Here is a 19,030-nt window from a genome sequence, read left to right on the forward strand (position 1 = left end):
TCTGAATAGTTGCAGATTTATTGTTACTGAGAACAGAGTAAACAGTAACAATCTATTGAGGGGAAATCGAGAAAAAGAAGGGAAGTGTGGATCGTGGTAAGGATTTTTAAGACAATCGATGGCGCTATCCATGAAATACAGGAACCACAGGAGGGCTGTTGGATTGCACTGACGAATCCTACGGCAACAGAAATTTTTGAAATTTCCGAGCAGTTTGGGATAGAGGTGGACGATTTGCGCGCACCTTTGGATGAGGAAGAGCGTTCCCGTATAGAAGTGGAGGACAATTATACCCTTATCCTTGCAGATGTACCTGCGATTGAAGAACGTAACGAGAAGGACTGGTATGTGACCATTCCTCTTGGTATTATCGTGACTCAGAAGATGATCTTTACTGTATGTCTGGAAGACACACAGGTTCTGACAAGATTTATGGAAGGCAGGGTAAGAAACTTTTTTACCTATATGAAAACCAGATTTATTCTGCAGATTTTGTACCGTAATGCCAGCATGTATCTGAGATATCTGCGTATTATAGATAAGAAGAGCGAGCAGATTGAGGAGAAACTTCATCTGTCTACAAGAAATCAGGAACTGATGGAACTTCTGGAACTGGAGAAATCACTGGTATACTTTACCACATCTCTGCGTTCCAATGAGATGGTTCTGGAGAAACTTCTGAAGGTGGAGAGTATCAAGAAATATCCGGAGGATACAGAGCTTCTGGAGGATGTTATCATTGAGAACAAGCAGGCCATTGAGATGGCTAATATTTACAGTGGTATCCTCAGCAGTATGATGGGAACTTTTGCGTCAGTTATTTCCAATAACCTGAACATTGTCATGAAGGTTCTGGCTGTTATTACCATTGTTATGAGTATTCCGACTATTGTTTTCAGTGCGTATGGTATGAACCTGAGTGCTGCGGGAATGCCGTTTTCCAGGACACCATGGGGATTTCTTATCGTTATCATCCTTTCTGTAGTGGCAAGTATCATTGCAGCGATATTTCTTTCCAGGAAGAAGTTTTTCTGATTTTGTGTCTGAACTGAGAGGCAGTTATTCGGTGCAGAATTACGCAGAGAAAGCAGATTGTGGATATCCGCTGTAACGAAAGAACGAATAGCATTTTGTGAGAAAAGGAGATTTATGAAATTTATTGACAAACTGGAACGAAAATTTGGAAATCGCGGGATTGAGAATCTTACGATTTATATTATTGTAAGTTATGTACTGGGATATGCATTGATGTATATTAATCCGGGGGCTCTTTCCATGTTGAGTTTGAATGTCTCTGAAATCCTGCATGGTCAGATATGGAGACTTGTTACATGGATTATTTATCCGCCGAGTACGTCATCTGCTTTATGGTTTATGATTGCGATATTGTTCTTTTATTATCCGATCAGTGCATCGCTGGAACGTACATGGGGATCATTCAGATTTACTGTATATATTTTATCTGGAATGATTTTTACAGTAATTTCTGCGTTTATTTTGTATTTTATCACAGGTGGAGTGTTAGATGCTTATCTGAATGGATCACAGTTTTCAACGTATTATATCAGTTTATCTATTTTTCTGGCATATGCGCTGACATATCCGGATATGAAGGTTTTACTGTACTTTGTAATCCCGATTAAGATGAAGTGGATGGCGATTGTATATGCTGCTCTTGTGGTATATGATATTGTCAGATATTTTATGGGAGGAGCATGGTTTATGGCACTGCCAATCATCGCATCCTTACTGAACTTTATCATTTTCTTCCTTGGTACAAGAAATCTTAACCGATACAATCCGAAGGAAATCCATCGCAGAAACCAGTTTAAGAGAGCAATGGGAGAAAGTAAGACCGTTCCCTTCCCGGGTGGCAGCAAGTCAGGGGAAGTGACAAAGCACAAATGTGCAGTCTGCGGCCGTACAGAGAAAGATGATCCGAATCTGGAATTCCGTTTCTGTTCTAAATGTAACGGAAACTACGAGTACTGTCAGGATCATTTATATACACATATACACAAGAAGTAAGAGGAGAAAAGATTATTATGAAAAAAGTACCATTTGTCACCCTGGATAAACTTCAGGAAATCACTGCGCAGTTTCCTACACCTTTCCATCTTTATGATGAAAAAGGTATCCGCGAGAATGCAAAGGCAGTGAAAGAAGCATTTGCATGGAATAAGGGCTTCAAAGAATTCTTTGCTGTGAAGGCAACTCCAAATCCATTTCTGATCCAGATCCTTCAGGAGTATGGCTGTGGCTGTGACTGTTCTTCCATGACAGAGCTGATGATGTCCAAAGCAATCGGATGCAAAGAGGGAGATATCATGTTTTCTTCCAATGATACACCGGAAGAAGAATTCAAATATGCAAATGAAATCGGCGGGATCATCAATCTTGATGATATCACACATATCGAGAGCGTAGAAAGAGCCGTAGGATATATTCCGAAGGTGATCAGCTGTCGTTATAATCCGGGCGGAGTGTTTAAGATCAGCAACGATATTATGGACAACCCCGGAGATGCCAAATATGGTATGACAACAGAGCAGATTTTTGAAGCATTCAAGATCCTGAAGGAAAAAGGTGCCGAGGAATTCGGTATCCATGCATTCCTTGCAAGCAATACTGTGACAAATGAGTATTATCCGATGTTGGCGAAAGAGATGTTTGAAATGGCAGTGAAACTTCAGAAGGAGACAGGCGCTCATGTGAAGTTTATCAACCTTTCCGGTGGTGTTGGAATCGCTTACAAACCAGATCAGACTCCGAATGATATCAGAGAGATCGGTGAGGGTGTCCGCAAAGTATACGAAGAAGTACTTGTTCCGGCCGGAATGGGTGATGTTGCAATCTATACAGAGATGGGACGTTTCATGATGGGACCGTATGGCTGCCTGGTAACTAAGGCAATCCATGAGAAGCATACTCATAAAGAATATATTGGTGTGGATGCGTGTGCCGTAAACCTGATGCGTCCGGCAATGTATGGCGCATACCATCATATCACTGTTATGGGAAAAGAAGACCAGCCATGTGATCATATGTATGATGTGACAGGTTCTCTCTGCGAAAACAATGATAAGTTTGCAATTGACCGCTATCTTCCGAAGGTTGATATGGGAGATCTTCTTGTGATCCATGATACAGGAGCTCATGGTTTTGCCATGGGATATAACTACAATGGTAAACTGAAATCTTCTGAGATTCTTCTCCATGAAGATGGAAGTTTCGAGATGATCCGCCGTGCCGAGACACCGAAAGATTATTTCGCAACATTTGACTGCTTCCCGATTTATGAGAAATTACTGGAAGATATGGAATAATGCTGTGATTATTCTGTAATTTACTGTCCTGTGGTATTGACGGGGCAGATATGACATAAAAACACACAAAAAGAAAGGTACTGATCTGTGCATGATGCTGGAAGGTTAGTGCCTTTCGTTTTGCATGGAGAAACAGTGATTTCAGAAGAATGTACTGTAAAAATTTTGTCTGTTCGGAGGTAGTATGATTAAATATGAATATGAAACAGGAATGTGTAAACAGCTGCATTACAATGGTCTGTGGAGTGTACAATATGAAGGTGTTCCCGGACATTTTAAAAAAGTAAAGATGGTCTGTCCCTGCATCAGAGACGAATGTGATCAGAATTGTGAAGTGTTTAAGAACATACCGGAAATAAAAGCAGCAGATCAGGAATGGCATATGAGAGATGAGAGATAGAATAATGGGAGATAAGAAAAAAGAATACAGAGACAAAAGAACAGGCATGCAGACTGTAAGGTCTGTCATATTTGCTATTGTGCTTATAATTACAGGTTTTACCAGTATAATATCTGTGGCAGATAATACTTATGCAGCAGACGAATATCGAGTGCATAAATCTGAGGTGGTTGTAAAGACCGGTGCCACTTATACAGTAAAGATCCTGAATCATGATACAAAAGTGAGTCCAAAGAAGTTTAAATGGACCAGCAGTAACTCAAAATGTGTAAAGGTTATAAATGGCAGGATATATGGTTTAAAGCCCGGACAGGCAACGATCACAGCACAGATGAGTGGACTGAAAGTAAACTGCGAGGTTTTTGTCTATAATAAAACGGAAACAGTTCTTTTTAAGAAATACAAAAAACAGGTGAAAGTAACGGCAGGAAAGACAATTATTCTGGAGCCGCAGAAGTATGGAAAAAGGCTGACTTATACTTCTTCTGATAAAACGGTGGCAACTGTATCAAAGAAAGGAAAAGTTACTGCAAAAAAGACGGGAAATGTCAAAATCACCAGTGTTTCTTATGGTACTGACAGGTATGTATCAGAGATAGAAGTGATCGTCCTGCCGGCAGCGTCAGAAACTCCGGAAATTACGCCTACACTGACGCCGGATGAACCAGCACCATCTGTGACCCCGGAGCCGACGGTAACGGTCACGCCAACTCCGAAAATCACACCTGCACCGGAAGATGAGGAAAAGTTCCGGAAACCCCTGGATGGAGTTACTCATTATATTTTGCACAGAGGTGAACAGACAGAAGCACCTGAGAATTCCGTGCCTGCCTTTGAGATGGCAGGACGCAATGGGGCGGAGTTTGTGGAGACAGATGTGAGAGAGACCGCAGATGGAGTTCTGGTTGTCTCTCATGATGATTCTTTGCTGCGGATGTGCGGGGAGGACAGGCTTATTTCAGAGATGACTTATGAGGAGATAAAGCAGTATCCGATTATAAATGGAAGAAATGCTTCGCAGTATCCGGATAATCTTATTCCTACACTGGAACAGTATATTGCATGCTGCAATAAGTACTCTGTGACGCCGGTGATTGAAATAAAGTCAATCCGTACGGAAGAAGCCATGAATTTGTTCATGCAGCTTCTGACTGAATCACAGAAAGAGCCGGTAATCATCTGTTTCCGCATAGAAACACTTGGTAAACTGCGTGAGATGGGATTTACAGGGAAATTGCAGTGGATTCGTACAGTGCGCATGAATGCTTCTATGATACAGCAGTGTAAGAAATATGATCTGGACATAAGTGCAGAGTATAAAAATATCAGTATGAATGATATCAACAATGCCCATCAGAATGGAATCCGCATATCCGTATGGCTTTGCCGGAATGAGGATATGGTAGACATTTTCAGGAAAATGGGTGCGGATTATATCACGTATGAGAAGTGGAATACAGATGAAGTAAAAATGCGTTACTGTTCACATAGCACTATCCCGCGAGGTGTTTTGGCATGAATATGCCAAAATCCCGAGACACACAAGCCAAAATTCTATTGCCGTAGGCAATCTGGAATGAATTTTGGCTAAGTTACTGAGAACGGAGTGAACAGTAACAAAAATACGACAGGATTAGCAGAAAATCAAGGTAGACATTTAGCAGAAAAATAAGTAAAATACAAGATGTAGATATAAATTGTAAGCAGAACAGTAACACAAATGTCGTAAGTATTTAACAGTTCACTATTGCTATAAGAAAGGACTGAACAGTTGTATATATTTTATATACTGCTGAAAAAGAGGAGGAGAGAGTAATGAAAAAAATAGCAGCTATGGTGCTGGCAGGTGTTCTGGCAGCAGTTCCGGTCAGTACGATCGGTGCAGCGGAATTTCAGGATGGAGCAGATACACAGAATTTCATCTGGGCAGCCGGAGAGGAAACTTCAACAGACACAGATGAAAGCAAAGGGGTAAGTGCAAATGACAGTGTCGTTGAAGGACTTGACAAACCTCTGGTTTTCTATCCCAACACTTACTATAAATTTAATGTGACCGGTGCCGGAACGCAGAATACGAATCCTGTTGAGGGAGATGTCAGATGGACGCCATTATACTGGAGTCTTTCTCTCAAACCGCAGGAAAGCGATATTCACAGGAAATGGGAAATCGGTTCTGCAAAGGGTATTTATACAAAGGTGGAACGTGCATACAATATATATGTCTTTTTCCAGAGAGAAGAATATACAGGAGGTATATGGGAGAAAAACGATATTGTACAACCTGTGAGATATCAGTTCAATGCAGCTCCGTTAACTGAACAGGGTGGAAGCTATAAGTACCTGATAGGTGGAATTGGCTATAAGATTTTAAATGAAAGAGAAGTAAGCGTTACAGGTCTTGCTGCGGAATATAATGTGATACAGATTCCGGCTACAGTTGTGATCAATGATAAAGTTTATAAAGTAACTACAATTGACAAGAATGCCTTCAGCGGGAACAAAGAAATTACAGATGTTATTTTTGGAAATAATGTAACAACGATTGGAAAATATGCGTTCAGCCAGTGCCCGAATCTGCGGAACATAAGGTTTGGCAGCAGAGTAAAAAGAATTGGCAGCAACGCATTTGCACAGTGTACAAAACTGCGAAATTTTATACTTCCTGCCAGTGTCAGACATATAGATGCCAGAGCTTTTTACCAGTGCCCGGCAGTCAAAGTGATCAGGATCAACAGTACAGCACTGAACTATGTTGGAAAAAAAGCTTTTGCGGTCAACAAAACCGTAACTATCAGACTTCCTGAGAAGCTGTTTGCCAGATATCAGAAATTGATCAAGGCAAGTAGTGTGTATTCTAAAACGAGGTTTGTGAAATATTAAAAAAAACTCAAAAATGTCCTTGCCATTTCGACAAAAACGTGATATGATAATACTCGTTTCAATGCCGGCATGTCGGAATGGCAGACGAGGCAGACTCAAAATCTGTTGTGGGCAACCACGTGTGGGTTCAAGTCCCACTGCCGGCATTAAAAAGTAAGCGAAGCCTTTGTTTGTGAAGGTTTTCGCTTTTTTTTTATTTGCCGTATTGAACAGTTCAGATAATTCTAAAATCTTTATGAAATTTATCTCGCTTTTCTTGAAAAAGAGATGAATAAGTGATATGGTACATCATAACAAAACGAAATGGAGGAAAAGCCAATGAACCTTGATAATAAAAAGCCTGGCAGAAAACCGCTTTATGTATATTATATCATTGCGGCAGTTATTATCATTCTTCTGAATGTGCTGTTACTTCCTGCAATTGAGGGACGAAAGGTACAGACGACTGATTACAGTACTTTCCTGACAGGAGTAGAGAAGGATTACGTTAAGACAGTAGAAATTCAGGATGATTATATTTATTATGTAGCAGAGAGTGACGGACAGGAGGGTTATTTCAGAACTGTCAAGATGAATGATCCTGACCTTGTAGACCGTTTGCATGATGCAAATGTCAAGTTCGGTGCAGCAGCACCACAGCAGACATCTATCTGGATCAGTCTGATCGCAGGATATGTACTGCCGATTGCCATCTTTATCCTTCTTGGAAGGTGGCTCAGCAAAAAGATGATGAGTTCCATGGGCGGAGGTCCCGGTGGGGCAATGTCATTTGGAAAGAGTAATGCGAAAGTATATGTGAAATCATCTACGGGAATCAAATTCTCAGATGTAGCGGGAGAGGACGAAGCCAAGGATCTTCTGACAGAAATCGTAGATTATCTTCATAACCCGCAGAAATACAGAGAAATCGGTGCATCTATGCCGAAAGGAGCCCTTCTTGTAGGCCCTCCGGGTACAGGTAAAACACTTCTTGCAAAAGCGGTAGCCGGTGAAGCGGAAGTTCCGTTCTTCTCCATTTCCGGTTCTGAATTCGTGGAAATGTTTGTTGGTATGGGCGCTGCCAAGGTGCGTGATCTTTTCAAACAGGCGAATGAGAAAGCTCCATGTATTGTATTTATCGATGAGATCGACACAATTGGCAAGAAACGTGATGGTGCCGGATTTACAGGCGGCAATGATGAGCGCGAGCAGACTCTGAACCAGCTGCTTACAGAGATGGATGGTTTTGACGGCTCCAAAGGTGTTGTGATCCTTGCGGCAACCAACAGACCGGATTCCCTTGATCCCGCACTTCTTCGTCCCGGACGTTTTGACAGACGTATTCCTGTTGAACTTCCGGATTTAAAAGGACGTGAGGAAATCCTTAAAGTCCATGCAAAGAAGATTAAGATCGCAGATTCCGTACGTTTTGATGAGATTGCGAAAGCTGCGGCCGGAGCTTCCGGTGCAGAACTTGCAAATATTGTCAATGAAGCAGCACTTCGTGCAGTACGTGACGGCAGAAAATTTGCCACTCAGGCAGATTTTGAGGAGAGTATTGAGGTAGTTATCGCAGGATATCAGAAGAAGAACAGAGTTCTTTCCAATAAAGAAAAACTGATAGTTGCTTATCATGAAATCGGACATGCGCTGGTTGCAGCAAAGCAGACCGAATCTGCACCGGTCCACAAGATCACTATTATTCCGCGTACATCAGGAGCACTCGGATATACCATGCAGGTGGATGACGGAGATCATTATCTGATGACAAAGGAAGAACTTGCAAATAAGATAGCGACCTTTACAGGCGGTCGTGCCGCTGAGGAACTGATCTTCCACTCTATTACAACCGGAGCATCCAATGATATCGAACAGGCGACTAAGCTTGCAAGAGCAATGATCTCCAGATATGGTATGAGTGAAGACTTCGATATGGTTGCCATGGAGAATGTGACAAATCAGTATCTGGGCGGAGACTCCAGCTTAAGCTGTTCTTTTGAGACACAGACTCTTCTGGATAAGAAGGTTGTGGAGCTTGTCAGGATGGAACACCAGAAAGCACTGAAAATCCTTCAGGACAATATCGGAAAGCTCCATGAACTTGCAAAATATCTGTATGAGCATGAGACAATTACAGGTGAGGAATTTATGAAGATCCTAAATACACCTGTACAGGTTCCCACTGTAGTGGCAGAATCTGAAAGTAATACAGAGTCTGAGAACAATGCAGAATCCGAAAACAGTACAGAAGCTGATGCAGATACATCTTCCGGGAAAGTGAATCTGCAGAAGTGATATTTTCTCAAGATATACAAGCCAAAAGTCCATTGCCGCAGGCAATCCGGAAATTTGGTTATGTCACTGAAAACTGAGTGAACAGCAATGAAAGCAGCAGAGGCGATTTGAGCTTCTGCTGCTTTTCCTTGCCAATTAACTCCGGTTCGGTTATAATTCGTAATAGTGAACGCAGCATCCTGGATGTTTTTTGGAAGAAAGAAGGGAATGAAGATGGATTGCCGAACTGCAGAAGGAATGGTGAGTAGTTATATTAAACATGATCTTCCACTAAATGAACTGGAAGAGTTTCTCGATCATGTACAGAATTGTTCTTCCTGTTATGATGAACTGGAAACATATTTTATTGTACATGAGGTAACACAGCAGCTTGATGATGACAGCAGCGATTCGGTTCTGGATTTCAAAAAACTGCTGGAACAGGATATCCGGAAATCCAGAAGATATATCCGCAAGAAGAAAGCCAGTTGGCTGATGTTTGGAGTAAGTATATGCCTTCTGATCGCTACGATTGCGGCAATATTGATTTTTGTAATGATGGAGACAAATTACATTCTATAAAAACACTGGAGGATTTTATGAGCGAAAAAATATTACTGATTGACGGACACAGTATTCTGAACAGAGCTTTTTATGGTCTGCCGGATCTTACAAATTCAGAAGGAAAACACACAGGGGCAGTATATGGTTTCCTGAATATCCTTCTTCGGACGATCGAGGAAGAGAAGCCTCAGTATCTGACAGTGGCATTTGACCTGAAGGCACCGACTTTCCGCCATAAGATGTTTGAAGCATACAAGGGAACACGTAAACCCATGCCTGAAGAACTGAGAGAGCAGGTACCGCTGATTAAAGAAATGCTTACTGCAATGGGTGTGAATGTTGTGACAAAAGAAGGCTACGAAGCGGATGATATTCTGGGAACTCTGGCCAGGAAAAGCGAAGCGGCAGGAATGGATGCGACAATCCTTTCCGGTGACAGAGATCTGCTTCAGCTTGCGACAGATAAGGTTATGATCCGTTTGCCAAAGACTGTAAGGGGCAAGACCACTATAGAGGATTATCATGCACAGCAGGTGATCGAGAAATATCAGGTGACACCTCCCCAGATCATTGAGTTAAAGGCGCTGATGGGTGACAGTGCTGACAATATTCCGGGAATCCCGGGAGTAGGTGAGAAGACTGCCACAAAGATTATTGTGGAGTATGGAAGTATTGAGAATGCTTATGAGCATCTGGAAGAGCTGAAGCCAAACAGAGCCAGGGAATCAATGAGAGAACATTATGATATGGCGCAGATGAGCAAGGCTCTGGCTACGATCTGTACGGACAGTCCCATAGAGTTTTCGTATGAAAAGGCAAAACTGGGAAATCTTTATACAAAAGAAGCTTTCCTTCTCTGCAGACAGCTGGAATTTAAGAATCTGCTTAACCGTTTTGACTCTGCGGCCGTACAGGAAGATACGCTGGAACAGGAGTTTTTCACATGTGCAGACTTGGCAGGCTGTGAAGCGCTGTTTGCGAAAGCGGAAGCAGGAAAGACAGCGGGTGTTTCTCTGGTTACAGAGAATGGCAGGGTATTTGGTGCAGGACTTGCGCTGAATGAAGAGGAAATTTATTATATTCCTGTAGAAGGGATGATCACAGAAGGTTATCTCTGCGGAAAATTGGAAGGGCTCCTTCATAAAGTATCTGAATCCAACACAGAGAATATTATGAAATCTAATACAGATGATGTGAAGAAGGATCCGGAAAATGAGATATCTGATGTCAATACAGACGGTACTCTGAAATATGATAAAAAATGTGTATGTGCATTGGATGTAAAGGCATTACTCAAGCATATAAAATCTGATGATCCGATGGCTGTATTTGATGCAGGTGTGGCTGCATATCTGCTGAATCCTCTGAAATCCTCCTATACTTACGATGATATGGCAAAGGAATATCTGAATGGTCGTATCCTGCCTGCAAGAGAGGAACTTCTTGGAAAGAAAACAGTGGAAAAAGCATGGGAGGAGAGTGCAGAGGGGCTTGCAGCATGGGCCTGCTACATGGCCTATACAGCACTTGCCTGCCGGAAACCCATGTGTGAAGCACTGCGTGATACAGGTATGTGGAATGTATATACACAGATTGAGCTTCCGCTGATCTTTACTCTTGATTCCATGGAAAAATGGGGAATCAGCGTGAAGAGTGAAGAACTGAAAAGCTACGGTGAGAAACTAAGTGTACGTATTGGAGAACTGGAGAAGCAGATCTGGCAGCAGGCAGGGGAAGAGTTTAATATCAATTCTCCGAAACAGATGGGAGTGATCCTGTTTGAAAAGCTTGGCCTTAAGGGTGGAAAGAAAACAAAGACAGGTTATTCCACAGCGGCAGATATTTTGGAAAAGCTTGCACCGGAGTATCCCATTGTAAAGGATATTCTGGAGTACCGTCAGCTTGCGAAACTGAAATCTACTTATGCAGACGGGCTTGTTGGTGAGATCGCAGAGGACGGCAGGATTCATTCTACTTTTAACCAGACAATTACAGCAACAGGAAGGATCAGCAGCACAGAGCCGAATCTTCAGAATATCCCTGTAAGAATGGAGCTTGGAAGACTGATCCGTAAGGTATTTGTTCCGGAAGAGGGATATGTATTTCTGGATGCGGACTATTCCCAGATCGAGCTTCGCGTTCTGGCGCATATGTCAGGGGATGAGAAACTGATCCAGGCATATAAAGAAGCCCAGGATATCCACAGACATACAGCATCAGAGGTATTCCATGTGCCCTTTGATGAGGTGACAGATCTGCAGAGGAGAAATGCCAAGGCAGTAAATTTTGGAATCGTTTATGGGATCAGTTCCTTTGGGCTCAGCCAGGATTTAAGTATCACACGAAAAGAAGCAGCAGAATATATTGAAAGATATTTTGAAACTTATCCAAAGATCAAAGGATTTCTTGACGGACTGGTGGAAGAGGGAAAAGAAAAAGGATATGTGACTACCATGTTTGGCAGACGCAGGCCGATCCCGGAACTGAAATCCGGTAATTTTATGCAGAGGTCTTTTGGGGAGCGAGTAGCCATGAACTCTCCAATACAGGGAACTGCGGCGGATATCATTAAAATTGCAATGAACCGTGTGTACAGACGATTAAAGGATGAGAATCTTAAATCCCGTCTTGTACTTCAGGTACACGATGAACTTCTGATAGAGACCTGTAAAGAGGAAATCCCGCAGGTTTCTGCTATTCTTGAAGAAGAGATGAAAGGTGCTGCAAAGCTTTCCGTAGAACTGGAAGTCGATATGCATCAGGGTAATAACTGGTATGAGGCGAAGTGATGATGATAACAATAGGAATTACCGGCGGAGTGGGTGCCGGAAAAAGTACCGTGCTTGATTTTCTTGAAGAAAAGTATCAGGCATATGTGATGAAAGCAGATGAGATCGGGCATCTGGTGATGGAGCCGGGGCAGTCCTGTTATGAACCGGTGATTGCACTATTTGGAAGACAAATCATAAAAAATGATAAAACTATTGACCGCAGACAGGTTTCGGATGTAGTATTTTCACATCCAGAGCTTCTGGAGAAATTAAACCAGATCATCCATCCGGCTGTGAAACAGTACATCAGAGAGCAGTTAGCTGTAAAGAAACAGCAGGGACAGAAGATATGTGTGGTGGAAGCTGCACTCCTTCTGGAAGATCATTATCAGGAGTTTTGCGATACGATATGGTATATTCATACGGATGAAGAGATCCGTATCAGGAGACTGATGGAGAACCGCGGTTATACAAGAGAGAAATCAGTCAGTATCATTGCCAGTCAGGCACCGGAGACTTTTTTTCGGGAAAATGCAGACTATGTTGTGGTAAATAACGGAGATTTTGCACAGACCAGACGGCAGATTGAGGAAGGAATCAGAAAATATGAGACTTTGTAGCATTGCCAGCGGAAGCAGCGGAAACTGTATTTATGTGGGCTCAGATAATACCCATCTTCTGGTGGATGTAGGCATCAGCGGAAAAAGAGTAGAACAGGGATTGAATTCTCTGGAATTGACAGGAAAAGATATTGATGGTATCTTGATTACACATGAACATTCGGATCATATCAAAGGTCTGGGCGTGATCGCAAGGAAACATCAGATACCGGTTTATGCGACAGAAGGAACTGTGGAAGCTTTATCTCACATGAATCTTGGAAAAATGCCGGAAGGGATTTTTCGTGAGATACACGAAGATGAGCCTTTTGAGATTAATGATCTGACAGTGAATCCTTTTACGATCCCTCATGATGCTGCACAGCCCGTAGGATACCGGGTAGAGTGTGGAGAGCATTCTGTGGGGATTGCTACAGACCTTGGAAAATATAATGAGTACATAGTCGGTAATCTGCAGAATCTGGATGCGCTTCTTCTGGAAGCAAATCATGACATCCGTATGCTGCAGGTTGGAAAATATCCCTATTATCTGAAACAGAGAATCCTTGGAGACAGGGGACATCTTTCCAATGAGAATGCAGGCAGGCTTTTATGCAGGCTGCTGCATGACAATATGAAAGGGATTTTCCTTGGACATCTGAGCAGGGAAAATAACTATGAGGAACTGGCATATGAAACCGTCTGTTCAGAAGTAACCTTAGGTGACAACCCTTATAAGTCGCGTGATTTCAGAATTCAGGTGGCACAGAGGGATTGCATATCAGAAGTAATTACAGTGTAGAAAGGACAAAGAACTTATGAAAAAGACAATCATCACAGTAGTAGGAAACGATACCGTAGGAATTATTGCAAAGGTTTGTACTTATCTTGCAGACAATAATGTAAACATTCTTGATATCTCCCAGACCATCGTACAGGGATATTTCAACATGATGATGGTAACAGATGCCAGCAAATGTGAGAAAGACAACGGAGTTCTTGCCAAAGAACTGGAAGCCCTTGGAGATAAGATCGGTGTAGTGATCCGCTGCCAGCATGAAGATATCTTCAATGTAATGCACAGAATCTGAGAAAATCTAAGCAGGTAAGCCACTGAGGGACTTTCCTGTATCAGATTGCCTGAAAAATGCTGAGAGAACATACAAGGGAGAAAAACAAAATGATCAATATTTTTGAAGTAAATGAAACGAATAAAATGATCGAGCAGGAGAATCTGGATGTGCGTACCATTACTATGGGTATCAGCCTTCTGGACTGTATTGACAGTGATCTTGCTGTTTTAAATGAGAAAATCTATAAAAAGATCACAACCTGTGCAAAGGATCTGGTATCTACAGGTGAGGCTATTTCCGGTGAATATGGAATTCCGATCGTAAATAAAAGAATTTCCGTAACTCCGATCGCATTGATTGGCGGAGCTGCATGTAAGACAAAGGAAGATTTTGTAACTATTGCAGAAACTCTGGATAAGGCTGCCAAGGTGGTAGGCGTAAACTTTATCGGCGGTTATTCTGCACTGGTAAGCAAGGGAATGACTCCTGCTGAGAGACTTCTGATCGAATCTATCCCACAGGCTATGGCGAAGACAGAGCGTGTCTGCAGTTCTGTAAATGTTGGATCTACACGTACAGGTATCAATATGGATGCTGTTAAGCTGATGGGTGAGATCGTTCTGGAAACAGCGAAAGCTACCAAAGATCAGGATTCCCTGGGATGTGCGAAGCTGGTTGTATTCTGTAATGCACCGGATGATAACCCGTTTATGGCAGGTGCTTTCCATGGTGTGACAGAAGCAGACACTATCATTAACGTTGGTGTCAGCGGACCTGGCGTTGTTAAGACTGCGCTGGAACAGGTAAGAGGTAAGGATTTTGAAACTCTTTGTGAGATGATCAAGCGTACTGCCTTCAAGGTAACACGTGTTGGTCAGCTGGTAGCACAGGAGGCTTCCAGACGTCTTGGTGTTAAGTTTGGTATCGTGGATCTGTCTCTGGCTCCTACTCCTGCAATTGGTGACAGTGTTGCTGAGATCCTTGAGGAGATTGGTCTGGAGCATGCAGGTGCACCGGGCACAACAGCAGCGCTTGCTCTGTTAAATGACCAGGTTAAGAAGGGTGGAGTTATGGCTTCTACAGCAGTTGGTGGTTTGAGTGGTGCATTTATTCCGGTCAGCGAGGATCAGGGTATGATCGATGCGGTGAATGCAGGGGCACTGACTCTTGAGAAGCTGGAAGCTATGACTTGTGTATGTTCTGTAGGTCTTGATATGATTGCAATTCCCGGAGATACGAAGGCTTCTACGATTGCAGGTATTATTGCGGATGAGTCTGCAATTGGTATGGTGAACCAGAAGACTACGGCGGTTCGTCTGATCCCGGTAATTGGTAAGGGGGTTGGCGAAGTGGTTGAGTTCGGTGGACTGCTTGGTTATGCACCGATCATGCCGGTGAACCAGTTCTCCTGTGATGCGTTTGTGCAGCGTGGCGGAAGGATTCCGGCACCGATCCATAGCTTTAAAAACTGATAAAAAAGGCCAGAAACTTCGGAAAAGGGGAGTTTCTGGCTCTTTTTATGTTCAAGAGGGACGCGGAGCGGAAAATATTTTGTCTGGGGTGCGGTTTCGGAGCCTAAGATATTCTAAGTTTCCATAAATCTGCTAAAAGCATGAGCCGTCTTGTCAAACTCGCTCCGTTGCAAACTTCGCTCAGACAGTGAGGCAGCCAGCTCATAACGCAGATTTCTGAAAACTAAGAATATCTAAGACTCCTGCAAATGCACCCCAGACAAAATATTTTCCGCCCCGCTGGTAGCTGGTTTTAAGCTATAATGGACTGGATTGTTTGTATTATTTTATGGAATTACTATAAATAAAAGAAATGTCCTGCTTTAAAGGGATTCCAGTATATGCAGAAGTCGGGTGTTGTCCTGGGGGTGCATGATGCAGAAGCGGATGTATTCGCCGTCTAGGCATTCGAAGGAGGAGCAGTCACGGATCATGAGACCCTGACGGATGCAGGCGTCGAAGACGTCCCGGGAGGTCAGGCCGGGCTTCTGGATTTTCAGGAGGAGAAAGTTGGCGTAGGCTGGGTAGGTTTTGTAAGTGGAGATATTCTCCAGTGCTTTGAGCAGGCGGGTGCGTTCTGAGAGAATGAGGTCCCGGGTCTGGCGGATGTAGGTTTTATCCTGGAGCATCAGCTCGCCGGCCAGAGCTCCCAGACTGTTGAGAGACCATGGTACCTGTTTTTCTTTCATTTTTTTGAGAAATTCCAGGTTCCCGGTGATTCCGTAGCCAAGACGCATACCTGGGGCTGCGTAGAATTTTGATACGCCGCGCAGAATCATAAGGTTCGTGAATTCTCTGGTAAGGCTGACAGCAGTGATCTCATTGATATCCGGGGCAAATTCTACATAAGTTTCGTCGATCATCACGAAAATGTTCCGCTCATTGCAGAAGGAAACGATTCTGCGCAGGTCATTTATACTAATTGCAGATGAGGTAGGATTATTTGGGTTGCAGAGGATGAGAAAATCGTATTTTCCATCCAGAGTCCGGCAAAAGTCATCTACATCGAGAACAAAGTTATCCTCTTCGCGCAGGTGGTAGTATTCCTGAGTGCTTCCGGAGAAGGAGAGTTCCCTGGAGTATTCTGAATAGGTCGGACCCAGGATAAGGGTATGCTTTGGATTTCGTTCCTGGATCAGCAGTGCGATCAGTTCGCTGGAACCATTTCCCGGCAGGATGAATTCAGCAGGAATATTACAATATTCTGAAATTGTGCTGCGAAGTGAAGTATAATCTCTGTCTGGATAAGAAGACAGGATATCCAGCCGTCCTGCAAGTTGTTCCTTTACATGCTCGGAAAGCCCCAGTGGATTTACATTAGCCCCAAACTTCACAATTTCCTCCGGCTTAAGCTGATAGACCTCACATATTTTCTCAATATCACTCCCATGAAAAACCATTTTTGCTGTTGACATATAATATCCCTCATTTCTATATAAATAATCTATTTAAACTTAAAATTACCACATAGCAGATTGCAGATCTTTTCTGAACATTATTTTAACACTTATCATATCGTTCTGTAAACATCACTGTTTACATGTTGCTATCCTGAAATATACAGATCCCAATATCATTGCAGCAGGCATTTGACAGAAGGCAAGTCCCCACTCACTGCTTATTGCTTTTCGCACCCACCGCAGGGGATTTACTTGATTCGATTAAATAAGTCTCCTGCGGTGGTGCAGAAAGCAAGCAATTCAGCATGCTGTCGAAAAGGAAATATATGTTAATCCGCCAGTATACAGCGAAGGAATGGGAAGGGATTTCGGGCGCATTTGAGGGTTCATAGTAATTCTTGGTATTTGGGAAGCTGCGTTATTCAAAAAAATCTCACTGTCTGAGCGAAGCGAGTTTGAGATTTTTTTGAATGCTTTTAGCAGCTTCCCAAATGCCTTAGAATTACATGGTTCCGAAACTAAGCCCGAAATCCCTTCCCATTCCTTCGCGTCCCTTTTGAAAAAATTAATGGAAAAAAATAAAAAATAAACCTCTTGACATATCTGCATTAGCGTGGTAAAGTAAACACATCAAAACCGATGAGAAAGAAGAGTAAACAACCAAGAATCATTCCAGAGAACGGCAATTGGTGGGAAGCCGTATGAAACTGATTGTTGAATGGCCTTTCGAGGGCGGCCCGAAATCTTGATAAGTGTGAGAGTAGGCACCGACGGGAACCGAACCCGTTATAAATCAGGAGTGTATGTTTGTACATGAGAAAGTGGACAATTCGTCAATTTGAGTGGTACCGCGATAATAAGATTCTTATTACCGTCTCAAGCAACAGATAGCTTGTGGCGGATTTTTTTATATATAAAGAGAATCTGTTATATGGCACCCCCTTGTAATGCAGGAAAATCTGCTGATGGCAGGTGGGTATCACAGCAGTTGACACATCCGGGAAAAAGAGGAATCCGGGGAGTTCTTTCTCACAGACAGTAACAAGGGATTGGCAAACATCCCTGAGACTATGGCAGTTAAAAAACCATGAACTGCTAAATAAGATGTAGAGAGAGGAAAAAAGACTATGAAAAAAAGAGTATTAGCAATCGCAGCAACAGCAATGGCAACTATGATGATGGCATCACCGGTTATGGCACAGGATTTCAAGATCGGTATCTGCAATTATGTAGATGACGCTTCCTTGAATCAGATCGTAGACAACATCCAGTCCCGTCTGGAAGAAATCGGCAAGGAAAAAGACGTAAATTTTGATGTGTCCTATGATAACTGTAATGCAGATGCCAATGTTATGGAACAGATCATTTCTGATTTTCAGGCTGATAATGTAGATTTGATGGTAGGTATTGCAACACCTGTAGCAATGCGTATGCAGTCCGCAACAGAAGGAACCGATACACCGGTTGTATTTTCCGCAGTGTCTGATCCTGTAGGAAGCGGTCTTGTAGAGGATCTGGATGCACCTGGAGCAAACATTACAGGTACAAGCGATTATCTGGATACAGCATCCATCATGAAACTGATCCAGGCAGTGAACCCGGATGTAAAGAAAATCGGACTTTTATACGATATCGGACAGGATTCTTCTACAACAGCCATCCAGGAAGCCAAGGATTATCTGGATAAAGAAGGCATCGAATATGTAGAGCGTACAGGTACCACAACAGATGAGGTACAGCTTGCAGCAGATGCACTGGTGGCAGATGGCGTAGATGCAGTATTCACACCAACTGACAACACAATTATGACAGCAGAGCTTTCTATCTATGAGAAATTCATTGATGCAGGTATCCCACAGTATACAGGAGCTGACTCCTTTGCACTAAACGGTGCATTTGTCGGATATGGTGTTGATTATGCAAACCTTGGACAGAAGACAGCAGATATGATCGCAGACATCCTTATGAATGATGCAGATCCTGCAACAACATCTGTTGAAACTTTTGATAATGGTACTGCAACAGTAAACACAGAAACCTGCGAGGGACTTGGACTTGATCTTGAAACTGTTAAAAAAGATTTCGAGCCGTTATGCACACAGGTAAATGAGATCGTTACAGCAGAGAGCTTTGATGATGTAGAGAAATAATAAGGATATTCGGACAGCATTTTGAATAAATTCAGAATAAGTTCTGGGTTTACGGAATCCATTGTGCCGGTTGAAAAGACTGATATATTTTCTGGATTAAAAT

15 protein-coding genes, 1 tRNA gene and 1 other annotated feature are annotated in these 19,030 nt (G+C 42.7%); of the genes, 15 read left to right on the forward strand and 1 reads right to left on the reverse strand.

The window, feature by feature from the left end; translation table 11 throughout:
* Positions 1-93: 93 nt before the first annotated feature.
* The 14 genes from LI074_RS01475 (at position 94) to LI074_RS01540 (ending at position 15,338) form a co-directional block, all read left to right on the forward strand.
* Positions 94-1,035 carry a magnesium transporter CorA family protein gene (locus tag LI074_RS01475; protein ID WP_020993736.1) on the forward strand — a complete coding sequence of 314 codons (942 nt, stop codon included), beginning with the start codon at positions 94-96 and terminating at the stop codon, positions 1,033-1,035.
* Positions 1,036-1,149: 114 nt separating this feature from the next.
* The gene (locus LI074_RS01480) at positions 1,150-2,028 is read left to right on the forward strand and encodes a membrane protein (protein ID WP_025576938.1); all 879 of its coding nucleotides are present in this window, start codon (positions 1,150-1,152) and stop codon (positions 2,026-2,028) included.
* A 17-nt stretch (positions 2,029-2,045) separates the two neighbouring features.
* The gene (locus LI074_RS01485) at positions 2,046-3,326 is read left to right on the forward strand and encodes a diaminopimelate decarboxylase (RefSeq protein ID WP_008704744.1); all 1,281 of its coding nucleotides are present in this window, start codon (positions 2,046-2,048) and stop codon (positions 3,324-3,326) included.
* 184 nt (positions 3,327-3,510) lie between these two features.
* Positions 3,511-3,726 (forward strand): hypothetical protein, encoded by a 216-nt coding sequence (locus LI074_RS01490; protein WP_020993737.1) that lies wholly within the window; start codon positions 3,511-3,513, stop codon positions 3,724-3,726.
* A gap of 4 nt (positions 3,727-3,730) precedes the next feature.
* A complete protein-coding gene (locus LI074_RS01495) occupies positions 3,731-5,245 on the forward strand; it encodes a glycerophosphodiester phosphodiesterase family protein (RefSeq protein ID WP_173697725.1) in 1,515 nt (504 codons plus the stop codon).
* 296 nt (positions 5,246-5,541) lie between these two features.
* Complete coding sequence (locus LI074_RS01500) at positions 5,542-6,606, forward strand: leucine-rich repeat domain-containing protein (protein ID WP_173697726.1); 1,065 nt, start codon at positions 5,542-5,544, stop codon at positions 6,604-6,606.
* 63 nt (positions 6,607-6,669) lie between these two features.
* A tRNA-Leu gene (locus LI074_RS01505) sits at positions 6,670-6,752 on the forward strand.
* A gap of 172 nt (positions 6,753-6,924) precedes the next feature.
* Positions 6,925-8,880, forward strand: a complete 1,956-nt coding sequence (gene ftsH, locus LI074_RS01510) for an ATP-dependent zinc metalloprotease FtsH (protein WP_118566270.1) — start codon at positions 6,925-6,927, stop codon at positions 8,878-8,880.
* A 213-nt stretch (positions 8,881-9,093) separates the two neighbouring features.
* Positions 9,094-9,441 carry a zf-HC2 domain-containing protein gene (locus LI074_RS01515; protein WP_029676784.1) on the forward strand — a complete coding sequence of 116 codons (348 nt, stop codon included), beginning with the start codon at positions 9,094-9,096 and terminating at the stop codon, positions 9,439-9,441.
* A gap of 17 nt (positions 9,442-9,458) precedes the next feature.
* A complete protein-coding gene (polA, locus tag LI074_RS01520; protein ID WP_173697727.1) occupies positions 9,459-12,212 on the forward strand; it encodes a DNA polymerase I in 2,754 nt (917 codons plus the stop codon).
* The gene (gene coaE, locus LI074_RS01525; RefSeq protein ID WP_306797798.1) at positions 12,212-12,814 is read left to right on the forward strand and encodes a dephospho-CoA kinase; all 603 of its coding nucleotides are present in this window, start codon (positions 12,212-12,214) and stop codon (positions 12,812-12,814) included. The genes polA and coaE overlap by 1 nt, the downstream gene beginning before the upstream one ends.
* Positions 12,801-13,595 carry an MBL fold metallo-hydrolase gene (locus LI074_RS01530; protein ID WP_008704729.1) on the forward strand — a complete coding sequence of 265 codons (795 nt, stop codon included), beginning with the start codon at positions 12,801-12,803 and terminating at the stop codon, positions 13,593-13,595. Before coaE ends, LI074_RS01530 begins: the two co-directional genes overlap by 14 nt.
* Before the next feature lie 16 nt (positions 13,596-13,611).
* Positions 13,612-13,884 carry an ACT domain-containing protein gene (locus tag LI074_RS01535; protein WP_008704728.1) on the forward strand — a complete coding sequence of 91 codons (273 nt, stop codon included), beginning with the start codon at positions 13,612-13,614 and terminating at the stop codon, positions 13,882-13,884.
* Between the two features lie 89 nt (positions 13,885-13,973).
* Positions 13,974-15,338, forward strand: coding sequence for a PFL family protein (locus LI074_RS01540; RefSeq protein WP_008704727.1), 1,365 nt, complete (start codon positions 13,974-13,976; stop codon positions 15,336-15,338).
* A gap of 362 nt (positions 15,339-15,700) precedes the next feature.
* On the opposite strand, the gene LI074_RS01545 is transcribed toward LI074_RS01540, so the two are convergent.
* Positions 15,701-16,792 carry a pyridoxal phosphate-dependent aminotransferase gene (locus LI074_RS01545; protein WP_173697728.1) on the reverse strand — a complete coding sequence of 364 codons (1,092 nt, stop codon included), beginning with the start codon at positions 16,790-16,792 and terminating at the stop codon, positions 15,701-15,703.
* 615 nt (positions 16,793-17,407) lie between these two features.
* Positions 17,408-17,659, forward strand: a binding site (T-box leader).
* A gap of 245 nt (positions 17,660-17,904) precedes the next feature.
* Here LI074_RS01545 and LI074_RS01550 point away from each other — a divergent pair.
* Entirely contained in the window at positions 17,905-18,927 is a 1,023-nt protein-coding gene (locus tag LI074_RS01550) for an ABC transporter substrate-binding protein (RefSeq protein WP_008704725.1), read from the forward strand.
* The last annotated feature ends 103 nt before the right edge of the window (positions 18,928-19,030 follow it).

The sequence above is a fragment of the Blautia sp. MSK18_10 genome (genome assembly GCF_020553185.1).
In the GTDB taxonomy this organism is placed as follows: domain Bacteria; phylum Bacillota; class Clostridia; order Lachnospirales; family Lachnospiraceae; genus Blautia_A; species Blautia_A wexlerae.

Excerpts from the sequence above, each read along its gene's own strand:
- LI074_RS01550 (WP_008704725.1), top strand. The coding sequence starts at position 17,905 with ATGAAAAAAAGAGTATTAGCAATCGCAGCAACAGCAATGGCAACTATG.
- ftsH (WP_118566270.1), top strand. The coding sequence starts at position 6,925 with ATGAACCTTGATAATAAAAAGCCTGGCAGAAAACCGCTTTATGTATAT.
- LI074_RS01480 (WP_025576938.1), top strand. The coding sequence starts at position 1,150 with ATGAAATTTATTGACAAACTGGAACGAAAATTTGGAAATCGCGGGATT.
- LI074_RS01530 (WP_008704729.1), top strand. The coding sequence starts at position 12,801 with ATGAGACTTTGTAGCATTGCCAGCGGAAGCAGCGGAAACTGTATTTAT.
- LI074_RS01535 (WP_008704728.1), top strand. The coding sequence starts at position 13,612 with ATGAAAAAGACAATCATCACAGTAGTAGGAAACGATACCGTAGGAATT.
- LI074_RS01500 (WP_173697726.1), top strand. The coding sequence starts at position 5,542 with ATGAAAAAAATAGCAGCTATGGTGCTGGCAGGTGTTCTGGCAGCAGTT.
- LI074_RS01540 (WP_008704727.1), top strand. The coding sequence starts at position 13,974 with ATGATCAATATTTTTGAAGTAAATGAAACGAATAAAATGATCGAGCAG.
- coaE (WP_306797798.1), top strand. The coding sequence starts at position 12,212 with ATGATGATAACAATAGGAATTACCGGCGGAGTGGGTGCCGGAAAAAGT.
- LI074_RS01485 (WP_008704744.1), top strand. The coding sequence starts at position 2,046 with ATGAAAAAAGTACCATTTGTCACCCTGGATAAACTTCAGGAAATCACT.
- polA (WP_173697727.1), top strand. The coding sequence starts at position 9,459 with ATGAGCGAAAAAATATTACTGATTGACGGACACAGTATTCTGAACAGA.
- LI074_RS01515 (WP_029676784.1), top strand. The coding sequence starts at position 9,094 with ATGGATTGCCGAACTGCAGAAGGAATGGTGAGTAGTTATATTAAACAT.
- LI074_RS01545 (WP_173697728.1), bottom strand. The coding sequence starts at position 16,792 with ATGTCAACAGCAAAAATGGTTTTTCATGGGAGTGATATTGAGAAAATA.
- LI074_RS01490 (WP_020993737.1), top strand. The coding sequence starts at position 3,511 with ATGATTAAATATGAATATGAAACAGGAATGTGTAAACAGCTGCATTAC.
- LI074_RS01495 (WP_173697725.1), top strand. The coding sequence starts at position 3,731 with ATGGGAGATAAGAAAAAAGAATACAGAGACAAAAGAACAGGCATGCAG.